The sequence below is a fragment of the Diplocloster agilis genome (assembly GCF_019042275.1).
Classification (GTDB): domain Bacteria; phylum Bacillota; class Clostridia; order Lachnospirales; family Lachnospiraceae; genus Diplocloster; species Diplocloster agilis.
This window is the reverse complement of the sequence record NZ_JAHQCW010000042.1, coordinates 1-18,212: the sequence shown is the minus strand read 5'-3', so window position 1 is coordinate 18,212 and position 18,212 is coordinate 1. Positions and strand designations below refer to the sequence as shown.

General features: G+C 51.7%; 13 protein-coding genes and 1 riboswitch. All 13 genes read right to left on the bottom strand.

What is annotated here, in order from left to right:
* Nucleotides 1–17: 17 nt before the first annotated feature.
* Nucleotides 18–779, bottom strand: a complete 762-nt coding sequence (locus tag KTH89_RS19795) for a type II secretion system protein GspM (RefSeq protein ID WP_238722849.1) — start codon at nt 777–779, stop codon at nt 18–20.
* A 10-nt stretch (nt 780–789) separates the two neighbouring features.
* The gene (locus KTH89_RS19790) at nt 790–1,353 is read right to left on the bottom strand and encodes a hypothetical protein (RefSeq protein ID WP_238722848.1); all 564 of its coding nucleotides are present in this window, start codon (nt 1,351–1,353) and stop codon (nt 790–792) included.
* A 30-nt stretch (nt 1,354–1,383) separates the two neighbouring features.
* The gene (gene pilM / locus KTH89_RS19785; RefSeq protein WP_238722847.1) at nt 1,384–2,313 is read right to left on the bottom strand and encodes a type IV pilus biogenesis protein PilM; all 930 of its coding nucleotides are present in this window, start codon (nt 2,311–2,313) and stop codon (nt 1,384–1,386) included.
* 16 nt (nt 2,314–2,329) lie between these two features.
* Nucleotides 2,330–3,532 (bottom strand): type II secretion system F family protein, encoded by a 1,203-nt coding sequence (locus KTH89_RS19780; protein ID WP_158347263.1) that lies wholly within the window; start codon nt 3,530–3,532, stop codon nt 2,330–2,332.
* A 30-nt stretch (nt 3,533–3,562) separates the two neighbouring features.
* Complete coding sequence (locus tag KTH89_RS19775; RefSeq protein WP_238722846.1) at nt 3,563–4,351, bottom strand: prepilin peptidase; 789 nt, start codon at nt 4,349–4,351, stop codon at nt 3,563–3,565.
* 41 nt (nt 4,352–4,392) lie between these two features.
* On the bottom strand, nt 4,393–4,866 hold the full coding sequence (locus KTH89_RS19770; RefSeq protein WP_238722845.1) for a prepilin-type N-terminal cleavage/methylation domain-containing protein: 474 nt from the start codon (nt 4,864–4,866) through the stop codon (nt 4,393–4,395).
* Between the two features lie 164 nt (nt 4,867–5,030).
* Nucleotides 5,031–5,492, bottom strand: coding sequence for a type II secretion system protein (locus tag KTH89_RS19765; RefSeq protein WP_238722844.1), 462 nt, complete (start codon nt 5,490–5,492; stop codon nt 5,031–5,033).
* A gap of 54 nt (nt 5,493–5,546) precedes the next feature.
* A complete protein-coding gene (locus tag KTH89_RS19760; protein ID WP_238722843.1) occupies nt 5,547–6,002 on the bottom strand; it encodes a prepilin-type N-terminal cleavage/methylation domain-containing protein in 456 nt (151 codons plus the stop codon).
* 20 nt (nt 6,003–6,022) lie between these two features.
* The gene (locus KTH89_RS19755) at nt 6,023–6,511 is read right to left on the bottom strand and encodes a prepilin-type N-terminal cleavage/methylation domain-containing protein (RefSeq protein WP_238722842.1); all 489 of its coding nucleotides are present in this window, start codon (nt 6,509–6,511) and stop codon (nt 6,023–6,025) included.
* A 169-nt stretch (nt 6,512–6,680) separates the two neighbouring features.
* The gene (locus KTH89_RS19750) at nt 6,681–7,268 is read right to left on the bottom strand and encodes a pilus assembly FimT family protein (RefSeq protein WP_158347257.1); all 588 of its coding nucleotides are present in this window, start codon (nt 7,266–7,268) and stop codon (nt 6,681–6,683) included.
* A 46-nt stretch (nt 7,269–7,314) separates the two neighbouring features.
* Nucleotides 7,315–7,611 carry a prepilin-type N-terminal cleavage/methylation domain-containing protein gene (locus tag KTH89_RS19745; RefSeq protein WP_238722841.1) on the bottom strand — a complete coding sequence of 99 codons (297 nt, stop codon included), beginning with the start codon at nt 7,609–7,611 and terminating at the stop codon, nt 7,315–7,317.
* Between the two features lie 2 nt (nt 7,612–7,613).
* Nucleotides 7,614–8,219 (bottom strand): hypothetical protein, encoded by a 606-nt coding sequence (locus KTH89_RS19740; protein WP_238722840.1) that lies wholly within the window; start codon nt 8,217–8,219, stop codon nt 7,614–7,616.
* On the bottom strand, nt 8,212–17,238 hold the full coding sequence (locus tag KTH89_RS19735; protein WP_238722839.1) for a type II secretion system protein: 9,027 nt from the start codon (nt 17,236–17,238) through the stop codon (nt 8,212–8,214). The genes KTH89_RS19740 and KTH89_RS19735 overlap by 8 nt, the downstream gene beginning before the upstream one ends.
* 180 nt (nt 17,239–17,418) lie before the next feature.
* A riboswitch (cyclic di-GMP riboswitch) is annotated at nt 17,419–17,505 on the bottom strand.
* Nucleotides 17,506–18,212: the final 707 nt, after the last annotated feature.

Sequence of the window (18,212 nt, the reverse complement as noted above, 5' to 3'; positions counted from 1 at the left end):
TTTCCCTCTTACCTTCTCTATTTGTAGCACATGTATAATTCCATAGTTATGGTCAATGTAGACATTCCCGCATTCTCCGCGGTTTCAAAAGCACCCGCTTCGCTTGCGAAGTTATATCCGGTGATGCGGATCGAAGGCTCCTCATTTACGATATAGTCCAGCAGGCTCTGCAGCCGCTCCCTAGAACCCACCGCTTTCACGGATACATCGGAGGTGTAGATCTCCATAACGGTTCCGGTGTTAGAAGAAGCTGAACTGCCGTCTGAGACTGTTCCATCTGCGGAAGCCCCGTCCCCGGACGCCGTCCCGTCCAATTCACTTTCCGCGCTGGACGAAGTCCCCTGGCTGATGATCTCTTCCGCCTGTCCCTGGGCGGTAGTCATGGCCTTAAGCCCCATAGACGACAGGCTGTAAGGCGCGATCTGGCGCATCTGGGGATCTACGGATATGATAAAATCTTTGGCGTCCAGGCCGTAGTCCAGGATCAGGTTCGTAATCATCTTATCCACCGCCTGGTTCTCCATCACCGGATAAATATCAGCGATCAGCTGATCCCTCTGGTTTTGTTTTTCTTCCAGTTCGGTGGTATATTGAGGGATCATCGCGATGGAGGTATCCATCCTGTCCCTTGTGCTCTGTGCTTCTTCCAGATTCGCGCTCAGTTCATCCGCCCGGTTCCAGGAGGGGATGATCAAAAGTGCGGTAAACCCGGTTATAATAAGAAATATGGCCAGAAAATACAGCAATATTTTATCGCGTTTCGTTAACTTCGTTGTCATATTCTTCCCCTCACTTTCCGGCCATTTCATTCAGATAGCAGCTCACATTGATGAGGTAGTTCTGGGTCTCGTTGACGAAGACATAACCGGAATACTCGACTCTTGCGAACAATTCCGACTCTTCCAGTTTGTCTATGAAGTGATTGATCGTGGTCACGTCGACCGCTTCCGCCGTAAAATTAAAACTGCCGGTGGGAGCCTGATAGCTCTGTATATCGATGGTTACCTGCCCTTCTCCGCACTCCTTGATCGCGTCCGTCACCGAGCTGTTCGGAAGCGGATAGGACTCGATGGCCTGAAGCGCGTATTCGTCCTGGGACACATAACTGCTGAGCACCGAGATCTGCCCGGCCAGGTCCTGAGACTGGGTATAAGCCTCGACTACGGAAGGGTCGGTGATATAATCGTTCACCTCATCTAACTGAGACTGCAGGCCTATATTTCTGACTATCAGAACTGTGCTGGCCACGATGCACACGATCAGCGTGACTGCGGCCGGGATCGCTTTCAGCCAGAGCTTTTTCCCGCTGCCCGCGGTCTTTGGCTTCTTTTTATATTGTACGTAAAAGTTCATATCTTTTCCTGCTGCGCTCATCGTTCCACCTCACCTCACCACAAAATTTCCGGCCGCGTAGATACAGTCACGCAGCGCCGGTCCGCTGATCTGCCCGTCCGGTTCCGCAGGCACGTGGGCAACAGAGGGCATGGCCACAGCCGGGGTGTCCGGGAACAGCGCTGCCTGGAGATTGGTATTCAGAGAACGGATACTGTCCACACACAGCTTTTCATTTTCCTTGGAAAATCCGCCTAAGAATACATCGGTAATCGCGTACTCACTGCGTTCGGAAGCGTGGAACTGGAGAATACCGCTTACATTCCTGGCGATATCCAGCGCAAATCCTTCGGTCCCGTGTTCCTGGAACAGCCTGGAACGGCTGGAGTATTTATATTCCCCGTTTACGATCAATGTATTAACCAGATTATCCCCGTCCAGAAGCTCCAGGATACAGGTTCTTCCACGAAGCGCCGGATGAATGTCCAGAATCTTTAATTCCGCAGCCAGAGCCACATTGACACCGGATACGCTGATTTTTAACTTTTCAAACAGCTGCACATAGCTGCCGATAAAGTCCCTCTCCGCGGCAGCGGCCAGTATCTTGAGCATCTTGCCGTGAGAATCTTTTTTCAGGATCATATAGTCGAACAAGAGCTTCTCCCGGTCTCCCAGGTCAGAAAATTCCCGTTTTACCAGCTCCTGCAGTTTATTCCCCTTCACAGCCGGCAGGGTTAAGATCTTGGTAACGAACTTGGTGCTGTCGATTACCAGCCCCACGTTGGTTCTTGGAAGCATATATTGGCTCCAGAGCCGTCCCAGGCATTCCGCAAGTTCCGGCTCGCTGGTTATGACTCCGTTGATCAGGCTGCCTTCCGGCGCCCTGGCCTGAACCATATTTTTCACGGATACCTTTGAGCGGCCGCCGGAGCCGGTCAGGATCTGTATATTTTGATTTGATAAATAGATGGACGTATTCACGTTAAATTTCCTCCTATCAGGCTCCGTAAGTTTCGATTGCGTTGTAGGACTGGAAGATGGGCATCAGCACCGCGATCATGACGAATCCGATGACCAGGCCCATAATGATGATCAGGACCGGTTCCATCATGGTAACCATCTTGCTCAGTGCCTGATCCGAGTCGAATTCCAGCGACTCCGCGATGGAGTTCAGCATATTTTCCAGGCTTCCTGTCTCTTCGCCGACCAGAATCGTAGAGGACAGTTTAAGTTCCAGCCCGTCTACATCCCGCAGCGCCTTCGAAAGGGGTTCGCCCCGGCGCACCTGGTCGATGACCGCATCGAACTGGGCCTCGATGTATTTATTGCCAACTGTCCTGCGTCCGATCTGAAGGGACAGCAGCATAGGAATCCCGCTGCCGTACAGGGAGCTTAACGTTCTGGCGAAACGGGCGGTATAGATTACCCGCAGCAGTTTGCCGACCTTCGGCAGCTTTAGCTTTAACGCATCCCAGCCGTACCGCACCTTCGGCAGCCGAAGAAGCAGATGAACCGCGAATACGAGAATCACGATCACAGCCAGAATCACAGCCCAGCGGTTGATAAACGCGTCGCTGCAGGCCAGCACGATTCTGGTGATAAACGGTACTTCATCCAGCATATCAAAGATCGGCTTAAACTGGGGAATAATGTATACCATGACGAAGACCATCACCACCAGAAGCAGGAACAAAAGGATAGCCGGATAAATCATAGCGTTCTTGACTTTTCCGTTCATCCGGTGCTCTTTGTCATAATGATCGGCCATCCGAAGCGCGGTCTGATCGATACTTCCGCTCTCTTCCGCGGAACGCATCATATGTACCAGCAGGTCGGGAAATACGTTTCCCTGGGCCTCCATGGCTTCCGATAAGGGAATACCCTGGCGGATCTGCCGCAGGATCTCGTTATAGACCTTCTTCGTCTTGGGATTCAGTCCTTCCTCCTGGGCGATAATATTTAACGTCCGCACAAGCGTAACGCCGGCGTTCAGAAGCGTACCCAGCTGCCGGCAGAAGTCCGCCAGCACATCCGCTTTCAATCTCCGCTCGTTATGTTCCCTGGTTACCTCATCACAGGAAACCAGGTATTTATTTCCTTCCCGCAGCTGTTCGTACAGCTCGTCTTCCCCGGGCGCCTCGGCCTCTCCCCGGATCGTTTTGCCGTCCAGGTCCTTGGCCGTATACTTATACCTCGGCATGTCCTCACCTATTTTCTATTTGGATTCTTATTATAAAAACTGTAAATACCAGTCTATCAGCATCTGGCCGCAGAACATGGCAAATACGACTCCTGCGCACAGAAACGGCCCGAACGCAAAGTGGTCTTTCCTGCCCTTTTTCCTGGATAAAAGCAGATACGCTCCGTAAATGCCGCCCGTCAGAACCGCCGCCACAAAGGCCGTCAGGCAGAGCTTCCAGCCCAGATACAGGCCGCAGGCGGCCATAAGCTTTATATCACCGCCGCCGAAAGCGCCGGGCACCAACAGGGTAATGAGAAGCAACGGCACACTGACCGCGAAGACGCCGATCAGCCGCTCCAGCCAGCCGGTTTCCGGAAATGCAAAAAAAGAAACCAGACCGCAGACAGCGGCAGCCAGGACGAATCCGTTGGGAATCTCCATCGTGTCCCAGTCCACAAACGCCACGACGGTCAGAACCGCCAGTAAGGCAAACGCCGTCAGGAACCGAAGGAACCCCTTCCACAGATCGCCCTCCCAGTCAATATATACCGCCATGCACAACAGGGAGGAAAGCCCTCCCAGGATCTCCACCAGAGGATACCGGAGGGAAATATGGGCCTTACAGTACCTGCATTTTCCCCGCAGGAACAGGTAACTGAGCACCGGGAACATGTCCGGAGCGCCCAGCGTGTGTCTGCAGTCCGGACAGAAGCTGCGTCCGCCCACAAAGGAGATCTTACGCGGCACCCGGTAGATCACCACGTTCAGGAAGGAAAACAGCGACGCTCCGAAGAGAAATATTAAAATGGCAATGATCGTCTGTAGTAGTTGTATCATAGGTCCTCTTTCGCAGTTCTGAGATTGGAGTATGTTATATTTTACCAGATATATTCCCCATTCTTAATGGTCCACCCCTCATTCTCTCCCTCAGGGGCGTGGCCCGGGGCATAGTAGAACGCAGCCTTCTCGCCGGATTGGAAGATCAGGCTCTCAATCCGGTTCTTCTCGATCTCCAGCTCCGCCAGGGAGCCTGTTCTCATTTCCGCCAGAGATGCGATCTCTTTCGCCAGCTCCGTATCCTTTAGCGGATCGTTGATCCGGAATTTGGAAATGGAGACGTCCTGTTCTTTTCCATAGTGCTCTGCCAGCACGGTTCTGGCTGCTGTCAGGACTCTTTGGCCTTCCGCCATAACACTTTTATCTTTTGCCTTGTCGATGTAGCCCGTTAAGGTCGGAACCAGGAGGGCGATCAGGATCACAATGATGACCAAAACTACGATCATCTCGGTCAGGGTAAAGCCCTTCCGGGAACGGAAGGCAAAAGCTTTTGTTTTTATCTTGTAGCCGGGCATGGATGATAACTCCCTTCAAATCTTGCAGTTGTATGTTAACTTCCGTTAACGGTATACATACTGGACCTGGCTGCCGGATTTTATGCATATATCGTAATTCTATGGATAATATTCAGTTTTTGAATTATCCCCAGAAATTATTTTCTGTTTTAATGAGTGCGGCATCAGCTGCCGTTGATGAGATGATTGAGTTTCGAAACATCCCACTGGTTTTCATTGTTTACCTTTTGATAGGTAACCAAATAGCCTTTTTCTATGTAGATAAACTGCTCGGGCTGACAGGTGTCGGCGTCCCATTTCAGCAGGTAGATCTCGCCCTGGCAGTCGGCGGTGGTTTGCACTTCGTTCAGAATGCCGGGGGCAAATCCGTAGCTTCCGTTCCCATCCTGGAACGGGGTGTTGGTGGCGCGGCAGTCCAGCCCTACGGAGTACATGGACAGTTTTACATTTTTGGCTTCCGCCAGGATGGACCTGGCGGAGGCCTTGTTGGTGTAGTGCAGGGTTATTGGGACCAGCACTGCAATTAGAACCAGGGTTACCATGAGAATGATTAACAATTCTACCAGGGTGAAGCCTTGGGTTGTGGTTTTATTTTGTTTTTTTGGATTCTTTGGTTTCATTCTCATAGGATCACCATTTTAACCTTGGATTAATTCATAATCTCATAAATACCGGCTCCATTAGGGAGTAGTAGTCGTCGTCTTGCCAACGGTCCAGCCTGCAGAAGTATAGTTAGCTGTTTTTCCACCATTAGAGTATTCAATACTGATTACTTTATAATCTTTAATCTCTAATTTAACAATTTTACCGTTTGCCGGCATTTCCGCTAATTTGGCAATTGCTCCCTGATCATTTTCTGTAGTCGCATTGGTTATATCTGCATATGTAACTGTTCCGGGAGTCGTCGCATTGGCACTCTCTAATTTTTTACTCTCCCCGTATCTCTCAGAAACAACCGTTTGAGCCGCAGTCAGCACCATCTTACCTTCAGCCATCACGCTCTTCTCTTTCGCCTTATCAATATACCCCACTAATGTAGGTACCAGTAAAGCGATCAAAATAACGATAATAACCAGTACAACAATCATTTCTGTTAATGTGAAACCTTTTTTTGATTTTTTGATTTTGTTCAACATTATTAAATTCCTCCTTTAAACTATTCAACTGTCCAGCCTTCTGTATCTGTAGAATCTGTTGCCAATGACCCTGGCGCATTATATATCGCTTTTTTACCTCCAGAGGTATATTCAATCTTGGTCACTTTATAATCAACAACATTGATGGTTGCACTACCGTCCTTCGTCATCTCTGCCAGCTTAGCAATTTCTCCTTTATTATCAGTTCCATTTTCATCCGCTTTCGCAACCGTATATGTACAAGTTCCCGGATTAGTGGCTGTCGCACCTGTTCCATCTAATATTGCACTTTCTCCATATTTCTCCGACACCACCGTCTGCGCCGCAGTCAACACCATCTTCCCTTCTGCCATGACGCTCTTCTCTTTCGCCTTATCAATATACCCCACTAACGTAGGTACCAGCAAAGCGATCAGAATAACAATAATAACAAGTACAACAATCATTTCCGTCAATGTAAACCCTTTTTTGTCTTTTCTTGCATTTCGCAATTTTTGCATTAATTTCATCTCTAAATCCTCCTTAATCCTTTTTGTAATTTAATATATTGTAAAAGTGATTACTTTTTGTTACCTAAACCGATGAAGATTCCATACACACCGTAACTCCCATTCTCATCTTTACCCTTCACAAAACGCAACCACTGAACATCCTCAAATCTGTTCATTCCGCCCGGCGTTATCCTCCGGCCTCCGCTTGAGCCGTAATCTTATCCGCCGTCAGATCCAGACATTCCAGATACCCGGTCACAGTCCGGGAGTAATAAGGGCTTTCAACAGTTAAAGTATACTTTATTTTGTTGTCATTGTCTGCCCACTTTTCAAATTTAAGCTCTTTTACTTCATTCTTCTTATAGAACCCTTTCCCATAATACCAGGTCGTGGGCTCATACAGGTAATCCTCCGAGTTAGGATATTTGATCCCCTCATAATCGATGATCAGCCCCTTCTCTTGATCCGCCCGAAGCGTAGCCGGATTTCCGTTCTTATCACTGTACTTAATCTGCGAAAATCCCTCCAGATCCGGATCTTCCAAAATATACAGCCCTCCGGTATCATAACCGGTGGCGTAAGTCAGCTCATTCACGATCGTTTCCGACACGATTCTGACTTCATCCTCCACCCGGTTCATGGCGTTCAGCCGCAGATAGATCTTTGTGTAAGGCGAGATCAGCGCGGTGGCGGCAGCCATGAAGATCGCCGACAGCGCAAAGGCCACGATGACTTCCACCATGGTAACGCCTCTGTTATTCTGCTTTTTCTTCAATCTGCCACCTCCTTCGACCGGCCGGCCTTCTCTTACCGTGGACTTGCTATTCCTCTATATAATAGATCTGTCTGTCCGCGGGCTGATCCGTTTTGGTCACACCCGTATCGGCTTCTCCCATGTCCTCTCCGAACATGCTGATGTGAACCCTCTGATGCTCCCCGTCCTGCCCTGTATAATAGGCATTGGAAGCCGCCTCCGTCTTTTTCCAGATCTCCTCGGCCTTTTGCGAGAGATTCCCAGAGAATACCACCGACTGCCACATCATGGCCATACAGAGCATCAGTATGGAGAAGGACACCAGGACCTCCACCAAAGTAGATCCCTCCTGATTTTTCCTCATGGTCATTCCCTCCCCGACGGGCTCCAGGTTCCAAGCCAGTCATCCTTTGTGACCGCCTGGCCCTGTTCCACGGCCCGGTACGTCTTCTCATATCTGCCGGTGATGCTGTACTGCTGGTCATCCACTTCGCACTTTACGACTATAACCAGTTCACAGTGCAGTTTATCCGGATCGTTCCGGTCGGAAGTCTCCCAGTAAACCTGCGTGGATATATGCCCGAACTTTTCGTTTGCCGGGAAAGCGGGATCATCCGGCTGTAACACCGCGTCCGTTTTCTTGATCGTTTCCGACGCTCCATGTCCTACCGTACCCGGGTCATAATCCATCCAGGACGGATCTTCCAGCTGTTCATTTATCTTCGCGCAGAAAGCGCTTTCTCCCGGGTCCGTACCCAGCTGCCCCTTCAGCCATTCGCTGAAGGTAATCGCCGAGATCCGGCTCTGTTCCTGGGCAAAGGACTGGTTCGCCCTGCTGACGATCAGGGTGGCGGACAGCAGGATCGAAAGGGACAGGGCCACGAACAGGCACATCAGACACATGACCACGATCATGGTATACCCTTTTTGAGCGTCCGCCCTCTCTTTTCTCTTCTTCCACCCATTAACCATTCGCATCACCTCCGGTTTCCGCAGATCTGCCCGAAGGGACCGGCTCATTTATAATATCATAGCCGCTGTCTGTTTGGATCCAGGCACTTTTTTCCATTACTTCATACCTGCCTGTATCATCCGGAACCGCCTGAATGACTGCCTTCCTGGTGGGCGCATAGGGCTTGGTATTCTCGTGGATACCGCCTTTTTCATTTCCTGAAGCATCCACCTCGCTGCCGTCCGGCAGCTGTAACTGATAGCTGATATTTCCGGTACTGTCCGTAGTGACGGAGAGCACCGCCTGTAATTTCAATGTATACTGGTAGGTTCCCTGCACCGCCGTATCCGTCCCGGTCAATGTATTCTCATACAGGGTAAACACCTGGGTCTGAGGCGCGTCAGGCCTGGATGCTCCGGTCAGCCCGGCCCCCAGGGAACCGTCCGCATTCAGCACATTCACGGCAGGCGCGCCACCGCTGTCCACCCCGATCCGGAACCGGTATGTCTCTTCCTGAGACGGGCCGCCGCTTCCGTCGCCTGCTTCTTTTTGCTGGATCAGCTCCAGATCATACTGCTTCGCAAACCGGACCGGCCGGAACGACAGCACCGGATGATTGACCCGGATCTTTTCCACACTGCTTGCGCCGTCCAAGCCCAGTACTCTGGTCTCGCTGTGTTCCACCGTCTGCTCCGCATATGTCCATGAAGGAACATCCAGAAGCCCCTTCGGCAGCTGATAGATCTGCCATCCGGTCCAATTGGAACTCACCTGCCCGTCAGATGCGCTGCGCACCCGCAGCCAGAGATATTTTCCTGCATTTTCCGGGCCCAAAGCAGCCCGGTCCGCGCCGGCGGACAGATTTCCGAAGGTAAGCTCCGATGACGACAGCGTACCTCTCATCACTGCGGATTCCGTATCTGTGCCTCCCGGCTCATAATCGGATGTCTTCCCATCCCGGACCGCATACTCGCATTTATAATATCCGTCTCCGGCCGCGCCGGTAACGCGGAATTTGAAGCCCGGATTTTCGAATTCATCCAGCGGCAGATTTGGATAGCTGCCTGCTTCCTGATCCGTTCCTGAACTATTCTGGTGATACATGCCAAAACCACTCACCGCCGGAGGTTCCATCCTGGCCGGTACGATCACCGTAACCGCGTCGCTGGCATAAGAATTCTGATACCCCGAGTTGGGTTTTGCCACCGCCGTCACACTGACCAGTATCGTATCGCCGGCCTTGAACGCGGACAGCTCCCCGCTCTCAATCTGAACCTCTTTCTGCGTCACCGCGGCTCCTACGGAGACGGAAGCCTTGACAGAGGTATCCCCCTGTTTTGTAAAGATCAGCGTATATCCGGCCAGGGCGGACGTATCGGTTAATCCGCTCCAGGATATCCGGTATTTTAATTCATCCACGTCTGTCAGAGAAGCCGTAGGCCTTGTCACCGACGGCAGCCGCAGCGTCAGCGGATACACCGCGCTTCCGGTACTGGACACAGACACGCCTTCCTGTCCGTTACGAGTTACGCTTAGTTCCACTCTGCTGTAATTCCAGTTGGTACCGTCTATCTGCAGCAGATTGGTATTCAATTTCTGCCTGGGATAGAGAACCGTCTGTATCTCCGCTCCGGCCGCGCCGCTGTAGCCTGTGAGCATCACCTCATACCCGTTGGGATTCAGATTGCCCTGATCCCATTGGAAGCGGTAGACCGCCCGGCCTGTGGATTCATCCACCGTGTAATTCGGATCGATCTGCGGTGCCGGTTCCCGGCGGGCCGGAAGGCCTTTCGCCGCATACTCGCCGTAAGAACTGTAGTCATTTAAATGCTCCAGCACGGTACTCTGCATCTGTCCGTTTTTCGGGTAATAATATTTGGCAATGCCGCTCTCCCAGGGATAATACCGTATGATAACCTCTTCCCCGGCCCCCCGGTTCATCAGCGCGTCGATCTGCTCTTCGGAAGTAAGCTCAAGCTCTACATCGGCCAGCGCCCCGTTCCTCTGCAGCGAGGCGATACTGCTGGCTATGACACGGCCGCTGTCCTTACCAGCCGTCTGATCCCGGATAATCATATCCACCCGGTAGACGATACTCCGGTGCGAGCCGGTATCCTGCATCCTCATCTGCATCTGGTACTTAAAGTCCTCCGAGGACGTGCCGCGGAATGTTCCCTGATTCGTCACTGCCGCTTTCAGAACGCTGTTTGGCGACATGATATACTGCATGGAAGAGAACTGGGAACTATTATAACCGTCCGCACTGGCCACCGCCCGGAACGTGTAATCCGCCGTACTGCCCTGGGTATATATGTGGTCATTATTCTGATTGATTGATTTCTGTCCGGTCTTACTGTCTGTCAGCGGCGTCGTACTATTGCCGCTGTATACCTCAATCTTCCATCCCGGAATGTCCGCATAATCTTCCTGATTTTCGATCATCAGGTTTCCTTCTATCCTGCCCGCAGACTGATAGCCTAAGTACAATACCAGTTCCGGCGCCGGAAGTGTCTTTCTGGCCTTCTGATCCTTCAGGGTAATGACATCCGATGCCGCGTATCTGCCATCATCGCAGACCGCCCGGATGGAAATATCAAATGTATCACATTCTTCGCCCAGGCGGAATTCCATTAGGTCCTGCATTCCACTTGCATATATGGTCTTCGTAAATACAGGCGCCCCGTCCCCGTCCTTTTTCCCGGTAATAACAATCTCATACCGGTCCGTGTATAATTGAGTCGCAGTGTCCGGCTTCCAGGATAATGTGTAAAAATCATCCGTTCCGGGTGTCACCTGCGCCGTCCACGGCATATTCAGCTGCTTCAGAGCTCCTGCCGGATCGGAATACACCAAACGGTAAATATCAAAATCACCGTTAAAGTCCCTGTGTACCGTACTGCTCTGGGAGAAGTCCTGTTTTATCTGTGACGCGTCATATCCATATTCGTCAGGCAGATACAACTTTTGAAACTGAAGTTTTGCCCAGTCTTTACTGTCGGTTTTCAGGGTCAGCTGAGCCTGCGGCTCATTTGCAGAACAATTCGTATCATTCCAGAAATTCTTTTTGCCGGAATTATTATAGTAGGACAACTGGTAAGGCGGTCCGGAGTTATTCTGTCCCTTATCGTATCCGATGTAATAGTTGTTTTTCCCGTTAAGACCGGATGCCATTGTAGTTTTTGACGTATTCAGGCAATAATTCATGTCAAATGTACTGCCGGAAATATCTCCGATTCCGTAGAAAGACTTGCCCGTATCACTTCCCAAACCGTAATTTACACACCGGTATAGCTTTATGTTCAGGTTCGCTTTCTTGCCTGCCCCTGCGGTGATGCCGGATGCCCGTTCTCCTTTGCTGTTGCCGATCAGGCCTGCATTATAACAGTCCGCTATAAACAGGTTCAACTTGTTCTGATTCGTATTAAACGCTCCGCAGATACCAGCCACCGACATATTTCCCGTGTTTTTGCCGTGGATGCTGCCTTCATTCCCGCAGCGTATCACATTGATCTTAATGCCATTCTGATTTATCCATCCGGAACCGATGATTCCGCCAACCGATAACAGGGATTTGCCGGCGTCGCTGTCATTCCCGTTGGTACTGATCTCTCCATAGTTAACGCACTCGGATACCGTACCGCCCAGATCACGCCAGTGTCCCACGATACCGCCGCTGTCGCTGTACGTCGTATTCACGCTTCCCCGGTTCGTACATTTGGATATCAGGGTGCCGCTGTTTAACCGGTTGACCTGGCCTCCGACGATTCCGCCGGCTCCCCAGCCGCCGTAGACAACGGCCCTGTTCTCACATTCCAGGATTTCATACCCGGACTGGTTCACTCCCGCGATTCCTCCGGCATAGTCTCCTTCGGTTTTGCTGTAGTTATTGACGATATTCCAGTCGCTTCCGGTGGAACACCCGGTCAGACGGCCCGTAGGCCCGTTGATTCCGGTGATCCCACCCAGGATTCCGCGTCCGTTTTTGTTATCGGCAGCACGGTCGCCCAGCCACACCGGGAAACTGCTGTCCTCATAGCCGGATGCCCCGCTGTCCGTGATGATTCCATAATTATCCCCTGTGATACCGCCGGAGTAACCGTTGGCTACCATCAGGCTCACCTCGGAATTGGCGGTACTTTTTAGGCCTGAACCACGGATCGTACCCATCTTTTTATTTTGGCCAGCGATTCCGCCGGCAAACACCGCGTCCTGTCCTCTTTCCAGGAATCCCCCGGATAATTTGTTGTCAAAGGTACTGCTGGTTTTGCCGATTACCGTTCCGTCCAGATAGCAGTTTTCAATAACCGCCTCCTGCGTATCGCTGCCGTTGATTCCCGCGATACCGCCGATTCCATAGGCAGTTCCGCCCGTGTAGGTGCTGACCGTTCCGGCATAGGAATAATCGGAAATGTTACCCAGATTGGCGCCGGTAATCCCTCCGATATTTCCCTTTAACGACTGGGCTCCCAGCTCCACCGAAGGGTCCATAACCCTGATTTGTCCGTCGGAACTGCGAATCTGAGCGCCCGGACCGTTATAGCCGGCCACTCCGCCTATTGATGATCCGTTTACATTGGACACGATCACGGCGTCTGTCACTTGTTTTACATTACCGGTCCGGCCCGCATCCTCGATGACCGCCTGATTGTATCCTGCGATTCCGCCGATATAGTTTTCCGCTTTGGCGGTTAAGCTGTTCGATACATTTATCGCGGAGTCCAGCCAGCATCCCTTTATCATACCGTTGTTCCAGCCTGCGATTCCGCCTACATAGCCGGCTCCCTGCACCTGTACGGTTTCCACGAAGCTCTTACAGCGGCTAGATTCGATCCGCGCATTTTCATTATTGCGGGCTGTAATGCCCCCTACGTCACCGCTTGCCCTAACGATACCGGCATACGTGCAGTTGAGAATCCGGCCGCCATTTTCCGCTGAGATCCCTCCGGCCAGACCGCTGTCTGACTGGACCGTACCGGAAGTGATCCACCCGGATATCTGTCCGGTCTGATCCTGATACCCGGCGATTCCTCCGGCTCTGCCGGATGTGGCCTGCACATCATAACTGAGCAGCATCTGATCATCCGAATCCCGGACCCCTCTTAGGTTCCCCTGATTATAACCGGCCAAGCCTCCTACATTATCCGCTCCGGCCACCACAGGCTTATCGTCCGCATAAGCCGCAGTCTGATAAATGCGGCCTTCCGGCAGATTCAGTCCTGTGATTCCCCCTATGTTTTCTCCGGTTCCGGATACGCCGACAGAGCTGCGGATGAAGCAGGCCGTGATCGTCCCCCGGTTCTGCGCGGCGACACCGCCCACATTTTTCCCGGTACCGCGAACTGCGCTGTCCTGGCCCTTATAGCTCACTCCGCTGTCCAGAATCAGTCCTTCTTCGTCATTGTAAGCTACCAGGCCTCCCACGTCGCTGCCTCCGGTCACCTGCCCGGTCAGCGTACATTTCTGCACCGTTCCTTTATTCAGACCGGCTACGGAACCGATGTGATCCGAGCCGCTCAGCGATCCGATATTTCCACAGTTCCGGATCGTTCCCAGGTTGACTTCCGCCAGACCTCCGGTATAGTAACCTTTGGCCAGTACCTTGCCGTTCTCCACATTGCGGCAGTTGTCGATGACCATCTTCTGCGTAACGATTCCCGCGATTCCGCCGGCATAGGAAAACGTAACGTCTTCCCTGCTGTCCAGCGCGGGATCCGCAACCGCCCTCTGGGCCTGAACGATGGCGCTATTCTGGATATTCCTGATCTCCATCCTGGTGTAGGGCACGTTATAGCCCACGACTCCGCCCGCATAGAGGGGCGCTGTGACACCTTTTAACCGGTTATTATACTCATCGGTTCTTCCTTCGAAAACCAGCCTGCCGTCCGTGTGGCTTCCCGCCAAGTCCTCCGCCAGGATATCCTCCACCGACCCGGGGGCGCTCAGCCGACGGACCATATCACCGATCCGTGCTGTCGCCGACCGGTCGTTGAGCGTCAAGCAGGTATAGCCTGCATAGCCGCCGGCGCAGGCCCCTTTCTCCGGCTGCTCCGTATCCTGGGATACCACATCGCCCAGGAAATTATTCACCGAACAATCTATCACGATCTCCTGGTCCGCATCCGCCGCCATGATAAGTCCGCCAAAGGCTCCGCCCACATAGTAGCTGCCTTCCACCAGATTCGGGTTTGATTGTATCCGGTTCTGTTTTCCAGCTATGTCCGTGAATAATGCCGAAGTCGTATTCAGGCCGATATATCCGCCTGTGAAATTCTCACCGCGTATGTACCCGCCGCCCAGCACGTATCCGGTAATCCGGCCGCTGTAAGCGCTGTCGCTTCCGGACGCGGTATCCTCCGCCTGCGCATTCGCTCCCACGACCCCGCCTACATAATTCCTGCCGCCGACAATGCTGCGCACGATCAGCTCGCTTTCCCCGCTGTCGATGTAACCACAGTTGTACCCTGCGATTCCTCCGGCATAGTCCCCGGTTCCTCCCAGAATGTAGGCCTCATCCACCAGGTCCTTTCCGTTATTGGCGGAGTTCACCTTGCTGTAACAGCCCTCAAGGATTCCGGCGTTAAAGCCCGCGATTCCTCCGGCGTATCCCGGCCTCTCCACATCAGAAGCCATCGGATCCGTTACCGTGTCATCTTCCACATATCCACAGGCCGTTATAATACCCTCGTTGACCCAGCCCTTTACGACTACCTCCTTTGAAAAACGGTTGAGAGGGCGGATCGCCTTCACCTGTTCCTCAAAGTCCGGCGCGGCCTGATCCGGTTTGAAATCATCCGGAATATCCAGTTCGCCGTTAACGCCGATGATGCCGCCCACATATTCCGTTCCCACTACGCCGGCCTGGTTCTTTCTGCTCCCCGCTATCATGTATTCGCCGCCGTCCGCCTCGGCTTTTCCCGCATTGTATCCGGCGATCCCGCCGACAAATCGGTTTCCTATCACATAGGCGGCCGCATTTTTTTCATTTTCATCCCGGTTAACCGTGCCGCAGTTCTCGATATAACCATGGTCATTATATCCCACGATTCCACCCACAAACATACCCGTCAGTTTGGCGGAATCCAGACGGCCTTCCTCATCATAGGGATTACCGGCAGGCGCGCTGATACATTCTTTTATCGTACCGCCCTTGTTATAGCCGGCGATTCCGCCGATGTAAAAGCTGTCCGCTTCCCGGCCTTTCACGGCCGCATAGCTCTCACACTTCTCCGCCCTGGCTCCCGCGCCGGTTCCGGCAACAGCCGGCGGCTCCATGTAACCTGCGATACCGCCTACATAATTTCCACCGCTTACATTTCCCGCCACGTTGATTCCAGCCAGATTCCCGGCGTTCCATCCGCAGACGATTCCCACATAGTCTTCCCCCGCAGCGACGGCAGTCCGAAAAGTCAGATTCTCCACCGTCCCGGAATTGATCCGGAACAGGCCCAGATAACCGGCCGGTTCAGCCGTCAGCGAAGGAGCCTCATATAATAGGAGACCGTTAATCTTATATTTTTTCCGTAGCAGGCCCGTTTCCACCTTAACCGCAGAGTTCCTCTTTAATTCCGGGATTGGCACAAAGGCCGCGGCGGCTCCCTCCGGGAATTCAGGGCTTATAGCGATCCCTTCCGGCTTCTGTCCGTTCTCGTATACGTATCCGCGTTCCAGGATTCCCTTCTCGCCGGCCCAGATCAGATCCTGGGCTTGTATGTAGGTGATTTTCTCCGCGGCTGTCTCCTTCGCCTCTTCCGTATACCTTATGTTATTCAAATGCCTGAAATTCTTAACGGTATAGGTGACCGCTCCGGGCTCTTTCTCATCGGTTTTTTTGTCCGCAAAAAGCGCGTTTTCCGGCCCGCTCTGCTTCCATGCGCTGGTTTTATATGGTTTACCGGAAGCCTGAACCCTAGCGTAAATATTTTCAGCCTGAAGGCCCAGCCTGGTAATACTGAAAGTTTCTTTTTCCGTATTGGTATCCTGATCTACCTCATCAGGTGCAGGCGCTTTTAAAGCCGCCAGGTCCAGCGCGTCCAGCACGATAGTCAGGGAGTTGTCCTCTTCCCCGTAAGCATAAAACGGTACGCTTGGGATCACCTTCTGGACGTCATTCCCCACCGCATCATAGGAATGCCAGGTGACATCGCAGTAAATACGGTTCCTGGTATCCGTTATCCCCGGCAGGCTGTCCTCATCCGGTTCATAGGCTTTGATCCAGTTATCCTTTTCCGGCTGTCCGGATACATCGGAGTTTACAGCCAGGGAAAGCAGCGGCTTCTTGGCATCGCTGTCATAGATATCGATAGAGTAGCTTAAAAAAGAGCTCAGATGTTCAAATTCTTTGCTCATGGCCCAGTTCAGGGTCAAACGCTCATCGTTGACCAGCTGCACCCGGCTGACGGAGGTCTTCCCCTTGCTGCCCGGCGCGGCGTTTGACATATCCACATTGTAGAAACCGATGGACTTGTCTTTCCTGAACTCTTCGGAACGGTCGGAAATGCCGGTCTCGCTGTCGGAGGATTCCCCATAGGTAAAAGCCTTCTGCCTGTCGCTGTAAATCGCCGAATAGACAGTGCCGTCATAAGGATCAAACTCCAGACAGATGGAAGCGTCCAGAATGGAGCTGTCATAAATATAATCCGACAAAAGATCCAAAAGCGCCTGGGACGCCTCATCCTTTCTGGTACTATCCTTCGATATCATAAGGTAATAGAGGCGGTTTTCATATTGGTCACCCGCTATCTCAGGGTTCTTTATGCGGCTGATGTCCACCATACCCTTGTTGGCCCCATTTTTACTTTCGTCGTCCATCAGGACCTGAAGATCCTTCAGCTGGCCGTTGGCCTTATAGTGGGTTAAAGACGTCTGAGCAGCATAAAAAATCGTCTCCGCGTAATTATTATTTCTAATATAATTCGCGTGACGAATATAAGCCGTGAGCCCCAGGCCCGCGACCGATAATAATATAACCAGAATAATCAGAGTTACAATGGTTTCCACCAAGGTAAATCCGCGATTGTCTTTTTTCATAAATCTCTTCATAAAATCCCTGCTTGCTATCCTATTCTTGCGAAATCTGAAAAAGAATTTCATATAAAATACTTTCCACTGAATAAAAAAACAGTCCGGCCCAGACTACTTTCTCTGCACCGTCCTGTTTCTCGCAAAATTACAGTCAAGCGCAGCGCAAGAAAACAGTCCCCCTTTAAACGGAAGCTGGAAAGTTGCAACTGGCCGTCATATCCTTTAAAAGACTTAGACCCTATAGCTTTGCGTCACTATCTTTCGACAGTTTTGCCTTTATAAATTTTTGTTCAGTTTTGTCTTATTATACACATATTGTAAAGATAAATCAACCATTTTACACATTCCCAATTTACATAATATTAAATTGATAACCTATGTTATTTTTTTACATAATTTACAATTATCCAAGGACTTATGCCGCCCTACAAATTCTCCGTTTATAAAATCCCAAGGTAATTCATAGAATTATGTAAACTTTTTAGGACGGTTTAAAAACTTACATGTTTCCGTAATACCATATAAAGTACATCATTTGTACATCAAAGCGGAAAATCAGCATTTCTCAGGAACAAAAAACCCCTCTCAATTAAATATTCCTCCAAGGTTCTTCCTCAGGTTTGGGTATGCCCGCTGCTTAAGCCAGGGGACAGAGACGTCATCCGGGGAGCTTCCCGGCCAACAGGGTCTTTTTGTCTCCCCAAAAGCGCGGAGGGGTTGCGCCGGCAGCTGCTAAGCGAAATCGGAAAGCCGGGTTCAGGATGACCGGCGGACTTCACGTCTGACGGGCAAGAGCCTATTCACCGGGAGCTGTCACACTCACTTAGCGTTCTTTCACGGGGCTTCGCGTGCCCGCTCCTTAGAACTTGAAACCGTGAACGGTATCCGGGGATGCTCCGGGCGGCCGGGTTCTTTTGTATCTCCCTGGGAGCGCATAGGGCGGCTGCGAATACGCTTAGTGAAATCGGAAAGCCGGGTTCAGGATGCACGGC